The organism is Streptomyces sp. NPDC050416 (genome assembly GCF_044458845.1).
Lineage (GTDB): Bacteria > Actinomycetota > Actinomycetes > Streptomycetales > Streptomycetaceae > Streptomyces.
The window spans coordinates 208,750-224,842 of the sequence record NZ_JBITII010000014.1; the positions used below are offsets into that span (position 1 = coordinate 208,750).

A 16,093-nucleotide genomic window follows, 5' to 3' on the forward strand; every position below is an offset into this window, starting at 1 on the left:
CCAGGGACCACCGGTCCCCGGCCCTCGGCCTGTGTGCGGGCGGCTCAGTCCGCGATGGGCAGGTACACGCGGTTCCCGCTCGCCGCGAACTCCTTGGACTTCTGGGCCATGCCGTCCTCGATCTCGGCCTGGGTGCCGCCGTGTTCACGACGGATGTCGTGCGAGATCTTCATGCTGCAGAACTTGGGGCCGCACATCGAGCAGAAGTGAGCCGTCTTGGCGGGCTCCGCCGGCAGCGTCTCGTCGTGGAACTCCCGTGCCGTGTCCGGGTCGAGGGCGAGGTTGAACTGGTCCTCCCACCGGAACTCGAAACGGGCGTCGGACAGCGCGTCGTCCCACTCCTGGGCACCCGGATGTCCCTTGGCCAGATCCGCTGCGTGGGCGGCGATCTTGTAGGTGATGACGCCGGTCTTGACGTCGTCACGGTTCGGCAGGCCCAGGTGCTCCTTGGGCGTGACGTAACACAGCATCGCCGTGCCCCACCAGGCGATCATCGCGGCGCCGATGCCGGAGGTGATGTGGTCGTACGCCGGCGCGACGTCCGTGGTCAGCGGGCCGAGCGTATAGAACGGAGCTTCATCGCAGATCTCCTGCTGAAGGTCGATGTTCTCCTTGATCTTGTGCATCGGGACGTGGCCCGGGCCTTCGATCATGGTCTGTACGTTGAAACGCTTCGCGATCCGGTTGAGTTCCCCGAGGGTCCGCAGTTCCGCGAACTGCGCCTCGTCGTTGGCGTCCGCGATCGAGCCCGGCCGCAGTCCGTCGCCGAGGGAGTACGTGACGTCGTACGCGGCGAGGATCTCGCAGAGTTCCTCGAAGTTCTCGTACAGGAACGACTCCTTGTGGTGCGCGAGGCACCAGGCCGCCATGATCGAGCCGCCGCGCGAGACGATGCCGGTCTTCCGATTCGCCGTCAGCGGCACGTACGGCAGGCGCACGCCCGCGTGGACCGTCATGTAGTCCACGCCCTGCTCGGCCTGTTCGATGACCGTGTCCTTGTAGATCTCCCAAGTCAGCTCCTCGGCCCGGCCGTCGACCTTCTCCAGGGCCTGGTAGAGCGGCACGGTGCCGATGGGCACGGGGGAGTTGCGCAGTACCCACTCGCGCGTGGTGTGGATGTTGCGGCCGGTGGACAGGTCCATGACCGTGTCGGCGCCCCAGCGGGTCGCCCAGGTCATCTTCTCGACCTCCTCCTCGATGGAGGACGTCACCGCCGAGTTGCCGATGTTGGCGTTGACCTTCACCAGGAACCGCTTGCCGATGATCATCGGCTCGATCTCCGGGTGGTTGACGTTGGCCGGCAGTACCGCCCGGCCCGCCGCGATCTCGTCGCGGACCACCTCGGGCGAGACGTTCTCCCGGATGGCCACGTACTCCATCTCGGGCGTGATCTCGCCGCGGCGGGCGTACGCGAGCTGCGTGACCGCCTTGCCGTCCTTGCTGCGGCGCGGCTGACGCGGCCGGCCGGGGAAGACGGCGTCGAGGTTGCGCAGGCCGCCGCGCGGCGAGGTGTGCTTGATGCCGTCGTCCTCCGGACGGACGGGCCGGCCCGCGTACTCCTCGGTGTCGCCACGCGCGATGATCCAGTTCTCGCGCAGCGGCGACAGGCCCCTGCGGACGTCGGTGTCGACGAGCGGATCGGTGTACGGGCCCGACGTGTCGTACAGGGTGACCGACTGCCCGTTGGTGAGATGCACCTGACGGACCGGCACGCGCAGGTCGGGGCGGCTGCCCTCGACGTACGCCTTGTGCCAGCCGATGGACTTCCCGGCCTCCTCGGACTGTGCGTCCTGAACGGAGGCAGGCGTGCGTGCGTCCTTGTTGGTCATGAGACCTACTCCCTACGCCGGCATTACCCGGTAACAGGTTCGGCGGTCGACGCAGCGGCTTCCGTCTGCCGACGTTCCGTGTGAAACATCACTCGACTTCGGTGATGTTTCATGTGAAACATCGCTGGGACGGAGGTCAGCGCCCTCTCAGCCCGGTGCTCCGAGCTCCCGCGTGTACAAAAGGTGCCTCCACGCTAGCGGCAATTCTGGCGCGGTGAACAGAGGGCCCCCCTCGTTCTTGCGATGATCGGTCGGTGACCACGACGCAGCGTCCTCCTTACCCACCGCCCGAACCGCCCCGCGGGTCCGGCGCCGGCGACGGCGACGGCCGTGGGCGTGAGCACGATTTCGCCGCCGGGGGCGGGCTCGGTCCTGCCCGCGGGCAGACGCACGCGCACCGGCCCGGTCCCGGGAACGGACAGGGCGGCGGTCCGGCCGGTCCGGCCTCTTCGTACGGTGCCGGCTCCGGAGGCTGGCAACCCACCGGCTCCGGAGCCGGTTCCAGGGAAGGTGACGCGCACAGCGGAGGCGACGGGTACGGCGGAGGCGACGGGTACGGGCGCGGCGGAGGCGACAGGCCCGGCGGACGCGATGGATACGGCGATGGACACAGCCCCGGCGGAGGCCACGGGCACGGTGGCGGCGACAGGCACGGCGGAGGCGGCCACGGGCATGGTCACGGAAACGGGCCCGGCTCCGAGCCCGGCGGCGGGCACGGGCACAGTCACAACCACGGTCCTGCCACGCCCGTCTCCATGCACCTGCGCAAGGTCATCGCGGCGGTCCTGATCCCGTTCGCCGCCGCCGTGCTGGTCGGTCTCGCCGTGCTGTGGCCGGGCGGCGCCCCGCCGCACGAGCGCACCGGCGTCGGCTTCGACCGGCAGACGCAGGAGGGCTCGGTCACCAAGGTCGTGGCGGTGAGCTGCAAGGAGGCCGGCGCCTCGGGTGTCCCGCCGACCGGCGACACCTCCACCGCCGAGGGTTCCTCCGCGGTGCAGCAGGAGAAGGGCACCTGCAAGCGGGCGACGATCCGGGTCGACAGCGGCAAGGACAAGGGCCGTACCTTCACCGAGATCGTCCAGCCGGACCAGTCCCGCCAGTTGGAAGAGGGCCAGGAGGTCGTGGTCGCCTACGAGCCCTCCGCGCCGAAGGATCTCCAGTACTCGGTCACCGACATCAACCGCCGCCTGCCCATGGCGCTGCTCGCCGGCATCTTCGCCCTCGCCGTCGTGGTCGTAGGGCGGCTGCGCGGTGTCATGGCCCTGGTCGCGCTGGCCATCAGCTTCCTGGTGCTGAACCTCTTCATCCTGCCCGCGATCCTTCAGGGCTCGAACCCGCTGCTCGTGGCGGTGGTGGGCGCGAGCGCCATCATGCTCATCGCCCTGTACCTGTGTCACGGCCTGTCCGCCCGGACCTCAGTGGCGGTGCTCGGCACCCTCGTCTCGCTGCTGCTGATCGGTGTTCTGGGCTCGCTGTTCATCGACTGGGCCGCGCTCACCGGCAACACCGACGACAACACCGGTCTGATCCACGGCCTCTACCCGACGATCGACATGAGCGGTCTACTGCTCGCCGGCGTCATCATCGGATCGCTCGGTGTGCTCGACGACGTGACGGTCACGCAGACGTCGGCGGTCTGGGAGCTGCACGATGCCAACCCGACCATGGGCTGGCGTGGCCTCTACCGCGCGGGGATCCGGATCGGCCGCGACCACATCGCCTCGGTCGTCAACACGCTGGTCCTCGCATACGCGGGTGCCGCGCTGCCGCTGCTCCTGCTGTTCTCCATCGCGCAGAGCGGTGTCGGGACGGTCGCCAACAGCGAACTGGTCGCGGAGGAGATCGTGCGCACGCTGGTGGGTTCGATCGGCCTGGTCGCCTCGGTGCCGGTCACCACGGCCCTGGCCGCGCTGGTGGTCTCGGCCGATCGCCCGGGAGCGCAGCCCGCTGCGGAGGCCGCCGCGGCCCCGGCACGCGGGGGGAAGGGCCGGCGCCGCAAGCGCTGACGGCTCGTGACCTGTGAAGCCGGTTGTCCCGTCGTACGGAGAAGCGTTCCTGCACAGCTCGGCGGCATCCGGTGAAGCGTTACTCCACCGTGCCGCCCGACGGATGTCTCAGCCGGCGCCCTGTTCCGCCAGGATGCGGTCCAGGGCCTCGTCGAGATGGGCGTCGAAGTCGGCGAGCGAGCCCTCCTGGCCCAGCGGCACCAGCTTGTCGGTGCGGTCGAGGAAGGCGACCAGCGGTGCCGTCGAGGACCGGAACAGCGCCTGGTCGCTGCCCACCTGAAGCCGGATCAACACCTCGCCCAGCGAGTCCGGTTCGACCGGCGTGACCCGCACATCGCCCTCCCCGCACGGCCGGCCGACACCGTCGATCAGCAACTCCCGGCCGAAAGCCCAGGTCACCGGGGCATCACCGGGCAAGTGGAAAGTCAGCCTGACGGCATAGGGATCACTGGTCTCATAGCGCAGTTCCACCGGAATGCGGAAGGAGAGCTCCTCGGACACGAGAAAGCTCATCATGACCTCTGCCTGTACGGACTCGCGCATCGCTAACCCCGTCATTCGCCGTGGACTGGCCGGGAACGAACCTCTGACACTTCATGGAATCTTGCTTAACGTACACAGCAGATCACAAGGAGTGAGTTTTCACATACTGATAGAGAGCGCGAGCGAGCCCAGCAGACTCCCGATCTCGCTCTGCAACTGCCGGGCCGCCGGGAGCAGCCGGTGCTCCTGGTGGGCGGGCAGGGAGATGGCCATCGTCGCGGCCGTCGTACCGAGGGTGAGCGGGATCGCCGCGCAGACGGCGCCCAGGGCGTATTCCTGACGCTCGGTCACGGGTTCCATCCGCCGCACCCGCTCCAGACGGCGCAGCAGGCTGTGGTTGTCCCGCACGGTGTACGGCGTGAGGGCCTGCACCGGATAGCGGTCGAGGTGGTCCCGGCGGGCCTCCTCGTCCAGCTGGGACAGCAGGCACTGCCCGATGGCGTGCGCGTGCCCGGTCTCCCGGAAGTCGGCCCACTCCTCGACCGCGGGATTGCCCGGGGTGTCGGAGACGCACATGACCTCGATCTCGCCCTCGCGGTACACCGCGTAGTACACGGGGACGCCGAGCACGTCCCGCCAGTGCGCGAGCGCGTCGACGACCGTGCTGCGACGTTTCTGCCGGGCTCCGCTGCTGCTCAGCCGCTCGGCGGCCTCACCGAGGAAGAACAGGCCCTTGTCCCGGTGCAGATAGCCCTCATGCACGAGGGTGCGCAGCAGGTGGTAGGTCGTGGGCAGCGCCAGCCCGGTCTCCCGGGCCAGTTGCTTGGCGGGGGCGCCGTATTCGTGCGCGGCGACGGTCTCCAGCAGGCGCATCGCGCGCTGCACGGACCCGATGAGGGTCGCCGGAGGGGGTGGCGGTGCGGGAGGCGGTTGCTCGGAGGGGGGCGCCGAGCGGGGTTGCGCGGGGACGGTACGCAGGTGGACAGGTGCGGTGTCAGCCGGGGCCAAGGGTCACTCCCGAAGCGCGAGGGGGCGGCCCGTGCCGATGGACACGGGTGGGGGTGTGCCGCTCACGGGGGGATGTCCCCGCGTCGAGTTCCGGACTCTATTCGTCTGCCACCGCACGCAGATGGCCCGGAACGGAAACTTCCCCCGGCCGAGGGAACCGGTGACTCCGGGTGTTTCCCGCTACCCCCACCGGTTTCCCACCGGTCTCACCAGTCGCTGCGCGACGAGGAGCTCGCCGTGAACTTCCGTACGACGTAGATCAGTCCGCCGACCAGTGCCACGAAGACCAGCACCTTGAAGAGCAGTCCGATGACGAAGCCGACCACGCTGGCGATCAGCCCGCCGAACACGACCAGGGCGATGACCGGCACCGCGATCCACTTCACCCACCACGGCAGTCCCGTGAAGATCTCTCGCATCGCCCTCGTCCTTACCTCTCCACCCGTTCGAGTGCCGGGCCCTGTCGGTGTCTTCTGGATCTCTTGACGTCCTGCACTCGATGCTAGGTCCGGGAGGGGGCCCTGCGGGGGCCTCGCACCCCTTGTCCTCCCCTGATCGATCCCCTAGGGAACCCCGAGAGGGCTCGTCAGTTCTCGGGGGGAGAGAAGACCACGAGCACCCTCAGGTCCTCGGTGATGTGGTGGAACTTGTGCGCGACACCGGCAGGTACGTAGATCACGCTGCCGCGCGCCACCTGCGTCGTCTCCAGGCCGACCGTGATCGCGGCACGACCGCTCACAACGAAGTAGACCTCGTCCTGATTGTGCGGCTTCTGTGGATCCTGGTCGCCAGCGTCGAGGGCGTACAGGCCGACCGACATGTTCTGCTCCCGCAGAAACTGCAGGTAGGCGCCCTCGTTGGCGGCGCGCTCCGCCTCCAGTTCGTCCAGCCGGAATGCCTTCATCGTTTCTCCGCCCCTGCCTCGTGTCCCCATGTCCGACCAGGTCTGCCACGATCAGACACATGATGAATTTTGTAGTCAAGACGATCGCCAACGCGGGTGCCCTGGCGGTCGCTGTATGGCTGCTCGACAAGATCACCCTGACCGGTGACAGCACGGGCAAGAAGGTCGGCACCCTGATTATCGTCGCGCTGATCTTCGGCCTGGTGAACTTCCTGGTCAAGCCGGTCGTCAAGCTCCTCAGCCTCCCGCTGCTGATCCTGACGCTGGGCCTGTTCACCCTGGTCGTCAACGCGCTGATGCTGCTGCTCACCTCGTGGCTGGCCGACAAGCTCGACCTCAGCTTCCATGTGGAGGGCTTCTGGACGGCCGTCCTGGGCGGCCTGATCATCTCTGTCGTCTCCTGGGCACTGCACGTCGTCCTGCCCGACAAGGACTGACCGCGCATGACCTACCGCGTCTGCTTCGTCTGCACGGGCAACATCTGCCGTTCCCCGATGGCCGAGATCGTCTTCCGCGCGCGCGTGGCGGAGGCCGGTCTCGACGGCCGGGTCGAGGTCGACAGCGCCGGCACGGGCGGCTGGCATGAGGGCGACGGCGCCGACCCCCGCACGGTGGCCGTCCTCGAGGAGAACGGCTACGTCACCGGCCACACCGCCCGGCAGTTCCAGCCCTCGTGGTTCTCCCGCCTCGATCTCGTCGTCGCCCTCGACTCCGGCCACCTCAGGGCGCTGCGCCGCCTCGCGCCCACGGAGCAGGACGCGCAGAAGGTGCGCCTGCTGCGTGCGTACGACGCCGCGGCCGGCGACGACCTCGACGTACCGGATCCCTACTACGGGGGCGCCGAGGGCTTCGAGGAGTGCCTTGAGATGGTGGAGGCGGCGAGCGCCGGTCTGCTCGCCGCGGTGCGTGAGGACGTGGAGGGACAGGCGGCATGAGCGAATCCGCGACGGGTGACGGCACGCGCGCGGTGCGGGCCGGGCTGCCCGAGCCGGCCAAGTACGAACCGGCCCTGCCCGGGCCTGTCTTCGCCGCCCACTATCACCTGCCGGGCGAGCCCACCGGCCCCTACACCTACGGCCGCGACGAGAACCCGACCTGGACGCTGCTGGAGCGCGCCGTCGGTGACTTGGAGGCGCCCGGCCTGGACGGCGTCGAGACGCTCGTGTTCGCCTCCGGCATGGCCGCGACCTCGGCCGTGCTCTTCTCCCAGCTGGCCGCCGGGGACGTGTGCGTCCTGCCCGACGACGGCTACCAGGCGCTGCCCCTGGTGCGCGCCCAGCTGGAGGCGTACGGCATCGAGGTGCGCACCGCACCCACCCGCGACGACGCCCAGCTCGACGTCCTCGACGGCGCCAAGCTGCTGTGGATCGAGACGCCGTCCAACCCCGGCCTCGACGTGTGCGACATCAGGCGGCTCGCGGAGGCGGCACACGCGCGTGGCGCAACGGTGGCCGTGGACAACACCCTGGCGACACCGCTCGGCCAGCGCCCCCTGGAGCTCGGCGCCGACTTCGCGGTGGCCAGCGGCACCAAGCAGCTCACCGGGCACGGCGACATCCTCCTGGGTTACGTCGTCGGCCGGAACGCCGAGGCGATGACCGCCGTACGCCGCTGGCGCAAGATCGTCGGTGCGATTCCCGGGCCGATGGAGGCCTGGCTGGCGCACCGCTCCATCGCGACGCTCCAGCTGCGCGTCGACCGGCAGAGCGCGACGGCCCTGGCGGTCGCCGAGGCACTGCGCGAGCGGCCCGAGGTGACCGGGCTGCGCTACCCCGGACTTCCCGGCGATCCCGCCCACAAGATCGCCGCGCAGCAGATGCGGCGCTACGGCTGCGTGGTGTCGTTCACGCTGCCCACGCGCGCGCGTGCCGACCGTTTTCTCGACGCCCTGCGGCTCGTGGACGACGCGACGAGCTTTGGCGGAGTGCGGTCCACGGCCGAACGGCGCGGACGCTGGGGCGGCGACGCGGTGCCGGAGGGCTTCATCCGCCTCTCGGTCGGCGCCGAGGATCCGCATGACCTGGTGACCGATGTGTTGCGCGCGCTGGACGCGTCGGCAGCCTGATATCCCCCACGGACGGTCCGAGCCTCCCCCCTCGTGGCTCGGACCGTCCCCCGGTTCCGCGCGCAAGAACCGCGCGACCAAGGCTAGTTGACTCTCTGTCAGTGTCCAATCACAGTAGCGACAGAGACCTATCGACTTATTTATAGTTGGGCGCGGCCGGGGGGCTGGGAGCGGGGCCGAAGAGGGGAGACTGCGCGGTGGATCTGGCCTTGCTGCGGACCTTCGTGACCGTGCACCGGGCCGGCTCCTTCACCCGCGCCGCCGCCCTGCTCGGACTCTCCCAGCCGGCCGTCACCTCGCAGATCCGCACGCTGGAACGGCAGCTGGGCCGCCCTCTCTTCCTGCGGCAGGCCCGCGGTGTGACCCCGACCAGCATCGGTGACGAGCTCGCCCACAAGGCGGCCCCGCATCTCGACGCCTTGGTGGAGATTGCCGAGACCGGCCTCGACGACGACTCCTCCTTACGGACGCTGCACCTCGCCGGCCCCCCGGAGTTCACCGCCGAACGAGCCCTGCCCGCCCTCACGGAGCTGACCGGAGAGGACGGGCAGGGCTTCGCTCTGCGCGTCTCGTTCGGGAACGCCGAGGAATCGCTGGAAGGGCTTTCCGCCGGGCATCATGATCTGGCCATCAGCACGGCCCGTCCGCGCGGCGCCCTGCTCACGGCGACTGCGCTCTGCGACGAGGAGCACGTCCTGGTCGCCGCCCCGCGCTGGGCCGAGCAGATCGGCGCCGGGCAGCCGGACCGCAAGCCGGAACCGGCCCTGGAGCACGTGCCCGTGGTGGAGGTGCACGAGTCGCTGCCCTTCGTCTCCCGTTACTGGGCCTCCGTCTTCGACTCGCGCCCGGCCGCCCCGGGCACCGTCGTCGTCCCCGACCTACGTGCGGTTCTCGCGTGCGCGGTCGCGGGCGCGGGCCTGGCCGTGCTGCCGCGCTATCTGTGCGCGGCCGCGTTGGAGCGGGGTGACGTCGTCGCCCTGCACGAGCCGGCGGTGCCGCCGCTGCGCACGTACTTTCTGGTGGTGCGCACCGGGACGCTCGCGATGCCTCATATCGCACGGGCACATGAGTGGTTGCAGCGGGCGGCGGCGGACTGGTGCTGAGGAGGCGCCCGAGGGCGGATGCCGGGTTGCGCGGGCGCACAGGTCGGCTGCCCGGGCAGGGCCTCACTCTGAGAGCTCGGCCGGTGACTTTTCGCGATGTTTCACGTGGGACCAGTCGGGCCACATTTCACCCATGACCGTCCGACCCGTGGTCAAGCGCACCGCCCGTGCCGTTCTGCTGGACGGGAACGACCTGATCCTGATCAAGCGCACCAAACCGGGCATGGATCCCTACTGGCTCACGCCCGGCGGCGGGGTCGAGCCCGACGACTCGACCGTTGTCGACGCCCTGCACCGCGAGGTGTACGAGGAACTCGGCGCGAAGATCACCGACGTGGTGCCCTGCTTCGTGGACACCGTGGAGCACATCGGGGAGGACGGCGGCGCGACCGGTGTGAAGGTGCAGCACTTCTTCGTCTGCCGCCTGGAGTCCATGGATCCCTCCCTCCGCCACGGCCCCGAGGTGGACGAGCCGGTCGGCGAGTACGAGATCGTGCGCGTGCCCTTCACCCGGGTCGGCATCGCCTCGGTCCATCTCGTTCCGCTGTCGCTGCGGCACTACCTGGACGGCAACATCGAGGGCGTACGTGCCATGCACGCTCCCGACATGGGCTGACACCGGCGGCGGATCAGGGAGCGACCGCGACCAGTTCCTCCACGGAGTCGTGCCGTATGCGCTCCGAAGGGATGCCGATGTCCCGCAGGGCGTCCACACCGTTGCGGATCATTCCGGGCGGGCCCGAGAGATAGGCGTCGAACTCGTTCCACGGCCCGTAGGCGCGTACCGCGTCCGGGAGCTGCTGGTGTGCCAGCTGGTCGATGATCGCGCGGACCGAGAGCCAGGGGTGGCTCTGCTGGAGGCGGAGCATGGTGTCGATGTCGTACAGGTCATGGTCCGTGCGGGCCCCGTAGAAGACCTCGACCGGCCGGCGCTCCCCGTGCTCGGCGACATCCTCGACCAGCGCCTTGATGGGCGCTATGCCGGTGCCGCCGCCCAGACAGAGCAGCCCGCTGTCGGTGGTGTGGTCCACGGTCATGGAGCCGGCGGGCGGGCCGAGCCGGACGATGTCACCGGGGCGGGCGCGGTGCACCAGGGCGTTGGACACCCAGCCCGCCGGGACAGCCTTCACGTGGAACGACAGCAGGCCGTCCGAGCGGGGGGCCGAGGCAAAGGAGTAGTGCCGCCATATCCGGGGCCACCAGGGGGTCTCCAGGCTTGTGTACTGCCCGGCGAGGAAGGGGTAGGGCTGGTCCGGGCGGACGGTGACGACCGCGACGTCGGGGGTCCTGAGGTCGTGCGTGACGATCTCGGCGTACCACCAGGCCGGGGCACGCAGTTCGTCGGCGGCCGCCGCGTCGATCATGATCTGGGAGATCGTCGTGTACGTCCGGACCCAGGCCGCTTCCATCTCCGCGTCCCAGACCCCGGCGGCGTACTTGCTCAGCGCGCCGATCAGGCATTCGCCGACGGCCGGGTAGTGCTCGGGCCGCGTCCCGTACTTCCGGTGGCCCCGACCGAGGTTCCGTAGGTAGTCGACCAGGACATCGGTGTTGTCGATGTGCTCGGCGGCCGTGAGCAGTGCCTTGAGCAGCCGGTCCCGCTGGGTGTCCATCGCGGCCGGGAAGAGCGGGCGCAGGTCGGGGTAGCGGACGAAGAGCAGCGCGTAGAAGTACGAGGTCACCTTGTCGGCCACGGGCGTGACCTCTGCCATGGCGCGGCGAACGAGGATGGCGTCCGGGGAGGCTTGGCCGGCCGGGGCGGAAGTGTCCGGCCCCGGGGGCGACGTCGGTGCCGGCCGCTGGGCGGGGACGCGCGGCTCGGCGTGAGGAGCCGCGGCGGAGGAGAAGGGCGCCGGAGGCGGTGTTCCCGTCGCGGGCGCGGGTCGTGGCGACGAGGCCTCGGGAGAGGGGGCGGAGTGCGGTGCCGTGGGGGCGGGCCCGGGGATCGCGTCCGGGGATTCGCGGGATGCGCGCTCCTGGTCCGGCACACCGGTGCTCGCGCTGTCTGTCGCCGAGGCGGGCGGGGCCGCCGTGCCGTCTGCCGGCGCTCCCCGGTCGGCCGTCTGCCGGCCCACCGGGCGTATCACCGCCGGGCGACGGCCGTCCGGCGTCCCGGAGTCACTGTCTGGCGTCCCGGACTCGTTGTCCGGTGTTCCGGACTCGCTGTCCGGCGTCGTCGTCGGCTTGTTGCGGGGCGTGAACCAGTCGCCCCCGCCGCCAGAAGTGCCGTTGTCGGCCGACGTGGTGGTCGGAGCGTCCATGGTGTGCCTCGCCTCGAACATCTTTCGGTCGGTCTGCGCACTTCCCCAGTCGGAAGGTGCCTGCTTTCCCCCGTGGACGGACGGCGTTCCCATCCGGTGTCGCGGCCAATGCGGCCACATTCAACCCGTGTTCCGGCTCTGTACGGACAAGTAAGGCAAGAGTGTGACATTGGCCGCAGTGCTCCCCCTAAGCCTCCTACCCGCCTGGGCGGCTCAGTGGCATAACCGGAAACGCGGGTTTTCGATCTCTCCGTCCCGTTAGGCTGCATTGCCCTCTACGCGGCCCACGCAGAACGGGTCAGCCGCCCCGGATGTGAACCGGAGTCGACCCTACCGGCCACCGCTGTGCACACAAGTCCCCCCTTGCCCGGTCACGAATGAGGGCACGGCGCGAACCATCAGCGCGGTCAACCACCGGGCGACGCGTCTGTGTTTCACGTGAAACGTCCGGCGTCTGTCCGCATTCTGTGCAGGGGGCTACGACTGGCCAAAAGCTCGCGTGTGTCTACGGAAAGAGGTGGACGCCGGGGGCTCCGGTCGGACAGCCTGACCTGCGTGCCGACTCCTTCCCTTGACTCTCTGCCCATCCGCCGTCTGACGCTCCGCGATCTCGCCGCCTGCGCCGACTTGTCCGAGGACCGGGGGTGGCAACGGGAGGAGCACAAGTGGGGCTTCCTCCTCACGGCCGGGAGGGGCTACGGCATCGACGACCCCGACGGCGGCCTCGTGAGCGCCTGTGTCGTCACCGATTACGGACCGCAGGAACACCCCGCCCTCGCGGCGATCGGCATGGTCCTCGTCGCCGAACGGCATGCCCGACAGGGCGTGGGGCGCCGGCTGATGCGCCACGTCGTCTCCGCGATGGGCACCACGCCCCTCACCCTGCATGCGACGCCGTACGGCCGGCCCCTCTACGAGGAACTCGGCTTCAAGGTCACCGGGCGGGCGGAGATGGTGAGCGGGCGTTTCACTCCTGGCGGGCCGCGACCGGTGGTCGCCACCCGTGCCGCGACCGCCGAGGACCTCTCCGCCATCCTCCGGCTCGACGAGCAGGCGTTCGGGACCGACCGCACCCACATCGTCACCCGGCTGCCGGCCTTCTCCGACCAGCTGCGCGTGGCGGAGGAGGACGGGCGGATCATCGGATACGCGGCCGCCTGGCCGAACATGGACACCCATGTCATCGGTCCGCTCATCGCGCGTGACACGTCGGCGGCCCAGGCCCTCATCACCTCCCTCGCCGCCCACACGGACCGCCCCCTGCGCACCGATATCGACGTACGGCACACGGAGCTGCTCGCGTGGGCGAAGGAGCGCGGTCTGGCGTCCGTGGCCTTCAACTCGGTGATGACCTACGGGATCACCGAGCTGCCCGGGGACTGGAGCCGTCGGTTCGCGCCGGTCACGGTCGCGGCGGGCTGAGCCACCCCGATACGAGCGCCGGCTCCCAAGGATCGGGAGCCGGCGTCGTCTCGCTGAAGGGGCCCGGTCAGGCGAGGGCCTCCAGGGCGGCCGTGGCGAAGGCGTGGTCCTGCTCCGGCGCACCGCCGCCGACACCGATCGCGCCGATCAGCCGGCCGTCGCGATGCACCGGTACGCCACCGGCGATGAAAAGCAGCGGCCGGTCGAGTGCGGTGGGCAGGGTGTGGAAGAGGCCTCCGGGCTGCACGGCGTCGACGAGGTCGGCGGTGGGCGCGTTCAGCTGCAAAGCCGTGTAGGCCTTGCGGGTGCTGGTCTCGCCGGAGATCAGCACGGCGCGGTCGTCTCGCCGGAAGGCGAGCAGATGGCCGCCCGCGTCCAGGACGGTGACGCTGACGGTGCCACCTGCGGCCTCGGCGGCACGCCGGGCGGCGGTGACGAGGACCTCGGCGTCCTGGGTGGTCAGCGGGGCGACTGCGGTGGTGGTGCTCATGAGGGGGTTCTCCTCTAGACGTGCACAAGTGCTGGACCGGGTCGGAGGAAGGCGGTGATCCTGGTCGGCCCGGTGGCTCAGTGGTGGACGGCGGTCCGCTGCTCGCTCGGCGCGGATCCCGTGATGACGGTGCTGGTGGCACCCGCGCGGCGTTCCAGGGCGGCGGAGAGGAAGGCCAGGACCAGGGCTCCCGCGGCCAGGGCGGCGCCGACCCAGTTGGGGGCGGTGTAACCGAAGCCCGCCGCGATCACGAGGCCGCCGAGCCAGGCGGACAGCGCGTTGCCGAGGTTGAAGGCGCCGATGTTCACGGCGGAGGCGAGCGTGGGGGCTCCGTGCGGCTGGTCGAGAACCCGCTTCTGGAGCGGCGGGACGGTGGCGAAGCCCAGGGCGCCGATGAGGGTGATCGTGGCGGCCGACAGCAGCTTGTCGTGCGCGGTCAGGGTGAACAGCGCCAGGACGACGGCCAGGGCGCCCAGGGACACGTACAGCATCGGCATCAGGGCGCGGTCAGCGAACTTGCCGCCCACGAGGTTGCCGCCGACCATGCCAAGGCCGAAGAGGACCAGCAGCCAGGTGACGGAGCCGTCGGCGAAGCCCGCGGTGTGGGTCATCATCGGCGCGATGTAGGTGATGGCTGCGAAGACGCCGCCGAAGCCGAGGACGGTCATCGCCATCGCCAGCAGAACCTGCACGTTCTTGAAAGCGGCGAGCTCGTGCCGCAGGCGCACTCCCTCCGGCTTGGGCATGTCGGGGACGAGCCGGGCGATGCCGGCCAGGCCGACGACGCCGAGGGCGGCGACGATGCCGAAAGTCACCCGCCAGCCGACGGACTGCCCGACGAGTGTGCCCAGCGGGACGCCGACGACGTTGGCGACGGTCAGGCCGGTGAACATCATCGCGATGGCTCCGGCCTTCTTGTCCGGGGCCACGAGGTCGGCCGCGACGACCGAGCCGATCCCGAAGAAGGCACCGTGGGCCAGCGAGGCGATGATCCGGCCGATCAGCATGACGGCGAAGGCGGGAGCGAGTGCCGAGAGCAGGTTGCCGACGATGAACAGGCCCATGAGCAGCATCAGCATCCGCTTGCGGGAGACCTTGGTGCCCAGCACGGTCATCAACGGGGCGCCGAACATGACACCGAGCGCGTAGCCGGTCACCAGGTACCCGGCGGTGGGAATCGAGACCCCGTAGTCGCCCGCGACCTCGGGCAGCAAGCCCATGATCACGAACTCGGTCGTTCCGATTCCGAAGGCCCCGATCGCGAGGGCCAGAAGCGCGAGAGGCATGGAGAGGTACACCTTCCCAGATGATTGCAGGAGCACTGCGTGCGTCCACAATAGTTGCACACGCGGGCTACAGGCAACCGCCGTCAATTGCGGCGCTGCTCTATCCTGGATGTCAGCCGCTCCGGGACGGAGGAAACGCCAATGACAGCGACGGACCCCGCGCTCACCGCTCTCGCCCAGAGCTGGTGCGCACTCTCCCTGCTGCACGGGAGGATCGAGGCCCACATCGAGCGCGCCCTGCAGGCCAAGCACGACCTGAGCGCACGCGAGTACTCGCTGCTCGACGTGCTCAGCCGCCAGCACGACGGGGACGGAGGGCATCTCCAGATGAAGCAGGTCGCCGACGCGGTCGTCCTCAGCCAGAGCGCCACCACGCGTCTGGTCACCCGGCTCGAGGACCGCGGGCTCCTGGAGCGCTACCTCTGCCCCACCGACCGCCGGGGCATCTACACGAACGTCACCGAGGCGGGCCTCAAGCTCCTGGAAGAGGCCCGGCCGACCAACGACGCCGCCCTGCGCGAGGCCCTCGACGAGGCGGCGAAGAATCCGGAGCTCGCCCCGCTGGTCCGGGTCGTGGAGACGCTGAAGGCTCCGGTGCCCGCATAAGCCCGCCTCCGCCCCGGGCGTCTCTGCATAGGGTGCGGTCATGGGAGATCTTGAGATACGCCCCGCGACCGCCGGCGACGTCCCCGCGATCGTCGCCATGCTCGCGGACGACCCCCTGGGAGCCCAGCGTGAGTCGCCTGACGACCTCACCCCGTACCTGACCGCGCTGGAACGGCTCAGTGCCGACCCCAACCAGCACCTGATCGCGGCGGTCCGGGAAGGCCGCGTCGTCGGAACGCTCCAGCTCACGATCATTCCCGGACTGTCCCGGCGCGGCGCGACCAGGTCGATCATCGAAGGCGTACGCGTCCATGCCGATGAGCGCGGCAGCGGCCTGGGAACACAGCTCATCGAGTGGGCGATCGACGAATCCCGGCGCCAAGGATGCCAGTTGGTCCAGCTGACCTCCGACAAGACCCGCACCGATGCCCACCGCTTCTACGAGCGGCTCGGCTTCACGGCCTCCCACACGGGCTTCAAGCTCCCGCTGTAACCGCATGCGGGTGGGGGGGGGGGGTTGGGGGGGGAAAACCCCCCCCCCCCCCCCCCCCCCCACACCACCCCCCCCCCCCCACCCGGCACACCCCCCCCCCCCCCCCGGGGCCCCCGGCGGAGCCGGGGGGCCGGCGG

17 protein-coding genes and 1 riboswitch are annotated in these 16,093 nt (G+C 70.0%); of the genes, 9 read left to right on the forward strand and 8 right to left on the reverse strand.

All coding sequences use genetic code 11. The features are described from left to right. Positions 1-44: 44 nt before the first annotated feature. Complete coding sequence (thiC, locus tag ACIBL4_RS35345; protein WP_399415873.1) at positions 45-1,829, reverse strand: phosphomethylpyrimidine synthase ThiC; 1,785 nt, start codon at positions 1,827-1,829, stop codon at positions 45-47. Continuing rightward, a riboswitch (TPP riboswitch) is annotated at positions 1,822-2,011 on the reverse strand. Its footprint overlaps the gene before it by 8 nt. A gap of 72 nt (positions 2,012-2,083) precedes the next feature. Here thiC and ACIBL4_RS35350 point away from each other — a divergent pair. Continuing rightward, on the forward strand, positions 2,084-3,835 hold the full coding sequence (locus ACIBL4_RS35350; protein WP_399415874.1) for a YibE/F family protein: 1,752 nt from the start codon (positions 2,084-2,086) through the stop codon (positions 3,833-3,835). A 108-nt stretch (positions 3,836-3,943) separates the two neighbouring features. Here the strand turns inward: ACIBL4_RS35350 and ACIBL4_RS35355 are convergent, their stop codons facing one another. The 4 genes from ACIBL4_RS35355 to ACIBL4_RS35370 all read right to left on the reverse strand — a co-directional run bounded on the left by ACIBL4_RS35355 (position 3,944) and on the right by ACIBL4_RS35370 (position 6,230). Further along, on the reverse strand, positions 3,944-4,378 hold the full coding sequence (locus tag ACIBL4_RS35355) for an SsgA family sporulation/cell division regulator (protein WP_020271172.1): 435 nt from the start codon (positions 4,376-4,378) through the stop codon (positions 3,944-3,946). A gap of 99 nt (positions 4,379-4,477) precedes the next feature. Then, positions 4,478-5,203 (reverse strand): IclR family transcriptional regulator, encoded by a 726-nt coding sequence (locus ACIBL4_RS35360; protein WP_399415876.1) that lies wholly within the window; start codon positions 5,201-5,203, stop codon positions 4,478-4,480. Positions 5,204-5,532: 329 nt separating this feature from the next. Then, positions 5,533-5,745: a DUF5326 family protein gene (locus ACIBL4_RS35365; RefSeq protein WP_010032826.1), complete on the reverse strand. Its 213-nt coding sequence runs from the start codon at positions 5,743-5,745 to the stop codon at positions 5,533-5,535. A 167-nt stretch (positions 5,746-5,912) separates the two neighbouring features. Then, complete coding sequence (locus ACIBL4_RS35370) at positions 5,913-6,230, reverse strand: cupin domain-containing protein (RefSeq protein ID WP_399415877.1); 318 nt, start codon at positions 6,228-6,230, stop codon at positions 5,913-5,915. 59 nt (positions 6,231-6,289) lie between these two features. On the opposite strand from ACIBL4_RS35370, the gene ACIBL4_RS35375 reads away from it, so the two are divergent. The 5 genes from ACIBL4_RS35375 (at position 6,290) to ACIBL4_RS35395 (ending at position 10,014) form a co-directional block, all read left to right on the forward strand. Then, on the forward strand, positions 6,290-6,667 hold the full coding sequence (locus tag ACIBL4_RS35375) for a phage holin family protein (protein ID WP_086560454.1): 378 nt from the start codon (positions 6,290-6,292) through the stop codon (positions 6,665-6,667). 6 nt (positions 6,668-6,673) lie between these two features. Further along, positions 6,674-7,165: a low molecular weight protein-tyrosine-phosphatase gene (locus ACIBL4_RS35380; RefSeq protein WP_399415878.1), complete on the forward strand. Its 492-nt coding sequence runs from the start codon at positions 6,674-6,676 to the stop codon at positions 7,163-7,165. After that, on the forward strand, positions 7,162-8,295 hold the full coding sequence (locus tag ACIBL4_RS35385; RefSeq protein WP_399415879.1) for a cystathionine gamma-lyase: 1,134 nt from the start codon (positions 7,162-7,164) through the stop codon (positions 8,293-8,295). The genes ACIBL4_RS35380 and ACIBL4_RS35385 overlap by 4 nt, the downstream gene beginning before the upstream one ends. 197 nt (positions 8,296-8,492) lie before the next feature. Next, positions 8,493-9,398: a LysR family transcriptional regulator gene (locus ACIBL4_RS35390; protein ID WP_399415881.1), complete on the forward strand. Its 906-nt coding sequence runs from the start codon at positions 8,493-8,495 to the stop codon at positions 9,396-9,398. 133 nt (positions 9,399-9,531) lie between these two features. Then, positions 9,532-10,014 carry an NUDIX domain-containing protein gene (locus ACIBL4_RS35395; protein ID WP_399415883.1) on the forward strand — a complete coding sequence of 161 codons (483 nt, stop codon included), beginning with the start codon at positions 9,532-9,534 and terminating at the stop codon, positions 10,012-10,014. Between the two features lie 13 nt (positions 10,015-10,027). Here the strand turns inward: ACIBL4_RS35395 and ACIBL4_RS35400 are convergent, their stop codons facing one another. Next, positions 10,028-11,680 (reverse strand): globin domain-containing protein, encoded by a 1,653-nt coding sequence (locus ACIBL4_RS35400; protein WP_399415884.1) that lies wholly within the window; start codon positions 11,678-11,680, stop codon positions 10,028-10,030. Between the two features lie 534 nt (positions 11,681-12,214). Here ACIBL4_RS35400 and ACIBL4_RS35405 point away from each other — a divergent pair. Then, positions 12,215-13,081 carry a GNAT family N-acetyltransferase gene (locus ACIBL4_RS35405; RefSeq protein WP_399415885.1) on the forward strand — a complete coding sequence of 289 codons (867 nt, stop codon included), beginning with the start codon at positions 12,215-12,217 and terminating at the stop codon, positions 13,079-13,081. Between the two features lie 67 nt (positions 13,082-13,148). On the opposite strand, the gene ACIBL4_RS35410 is transcribed toward ACIBL4_RS35405, so the two are convergent. After that, the gene (locus ACIBL4_RS35410; RefSeq protein WP_399415886.1) at positions 13,149-13,571 is read right to left on the reverse strand and encodes a heme-binding protein; all 423 of its coding nucleotides are present in this window, start codon (positions 13,569-13,571) and stop codon (positions 13,149-13,151) included. A 77-nt stretch (positions 13,572-13,648) separates the two neighbouring features. Then, positions 13,649-14,857 carry an MFS transporter gene (locus ACIBL4_RS35415; RefSeq protein WP_399415887.1) on the reverse strand — a complete coding sequence of 403 codons (1,209 nt, stop codon included), beginning with the start codon at positions 14,855-14,857 and terminating at the stop codon, positions 13,649-13,651. 141 nt (positions 14,858-14,998) lie between these two features. Here ACIBL4_RS35415 and ACIBL4_RS35420 point away from each other — a divergent pair, with 141 nt between their 5' ends. After that, positions 14,999-15,463, forward strand: a complete 465-nt coding sequence (locus ACIBL4_RS35420) for a MarR family winged helix-turn-helix transcriptional regulator (RefSeq protein WP_020271185.1) — start codon at positions 14,999-15,001, stop codon at positions 15,461-15,463. A gap of 40 nt (positions 15,464-15,503) precedes the next feature. Next, positions 15,504-15,956, forward strand: coding sequence for a GNAT family N-acetyltransferase (locus tag ACIBL4_RS35425; protein WP_399415889.1), 453 nt, complete (start codon positions 15,504-15,506; stop codon positions 15,954-15,956). Positions 15,957-16,093: the final 137 nt, after the last annotated feature.